The organism is Stenotrophomonas capsici, assembly GCF_034961085.1.
In the GTDB taxonomy this organism is placed as follows: Bacteria; Pseudomonadota; Gammaproteobacteria; order Xanthomonadales; family Xanthomonadaceae; genus Stenotrophomonas; species Stenotrophomonas capsici.
The window spans coordinates 1-567 of record NZ_JAYFUH010000023.1 but is presented as its reverse complement, the minus strand read 5'-3'; the positions used below and the strand labels follow the sequence as shown (position 1 = coordinate 567).

The window sequence follows — 567 nt, the reverse complement described above, 5'->3', positions numbered from 1 at the left end:
GTTGAATTTCTGCAGCTAAAGTTATTGTCTTCGGACATGTAGTTTTAAGTGAAGAGTTTGATCCTGGCTCAGAGTGAACGCTGGCGGTAGGCCTAACACATGCAAGTCGAACGGCAGCACAGGAGAGCTTGCTCTCTGGGTGGCGAGTGGCGGACGGGTGAGGAATGCATCGGAATCTACTCTTTCGTGGGGGATAACGTAGGGAAACTTACGCTAATACCGCATACGACCTACGGGTGAAAGCCGGGGACCTTCGGGCCTGGCGCGAATGAATGAGCCGATGCCCGATTAGCTAGTTGGCGGGGTAAGAGCCCACCAAGGCGACGATCGGTAGCTGGTCTGAGAGGATGATCAGCCACACTGGAACTGAGACACGGTCCAGACTCCTACGGGAGGCAGCAGTGGGGAATATTGGACACTGGGCGCAAGCCTGATCCAGCCATACCGCGTGGGTGAAGAAGGCCTTCGGGTTGTAAAGCCCTTTTGTTGGGAAAGAAAAGCAATCGGTTAATACCCGGTTGTTCTGACGGTACCCAAAGAATAAGCACCGGCTAACTTCGTGCCAGC

1 rRNA gene is annotated in these 567 nt (G+C 54.1%); it reads left to right on the top strand.

Annotation, left to right across the window (positions count from 1 at the left end):
- Nucleotides 1-45: 45 nt before the first annotated feature.
- Nucleotides 46-567 (top strand): 16S ribosomal RNA (locus VA603_RS00265); the annotation flags it as partial.